The sequence below is a fragment of the Tamlana crocina genome (assembly GCF_012037625.1).
In genome coordinates, this window is record NZ_JAAVJS010000502.1 from 1 (window position 1) to 359 (window position 359).

1 protein-coding gene is annotated in these 359 nt (G+C 40.1%); it reads right to left on the reverse strand.

Annotation, left to right across the window (positions count from 1 at the left end; genetic code table 11):
• Positions 1–151: aminotransferase class V-fold PLP-dependent enzyme (locus HC176_RS17785; protein WP_167920335.1), on the reverse strand; the 151-nt coding region annotated here is incomplete at its 3' end.
• Between the last annotated feature and the right edge of the window lie 208 nt (positions 152–359).

Here is a 359-nt window from a genome sequence, read left to right on the forward strand (position 1 = left end):
TTGCCTGCTCAATTAGTGTTTTTGCGCTGCGGCCAAAGGCATGAGTTGAAGAAGGATTTCCGTAGACCTCCTTCATCACAACTGCCATTTTATCCACCACTTCCTCACGAATTTGAGTGGTTGCGGCGTTATCAAAGTAGACTTTTTTCATGGTGTACAAAAATAGGTGAATTAAAATAATTTAATGAAGTCTCTCTTAAATTATATATTACCCTTAATTTTGCTGAAAACCCTCCTTATGAGAAAAGTCCTGAGCCTGATATTTGCTGCCACTATATTATTTTCGTGTGACGACGGGGAGATCATTGTGACCGATTTTAATTTTGAGGATCCGAAGCTGCAGCGATGTGGAGATGACG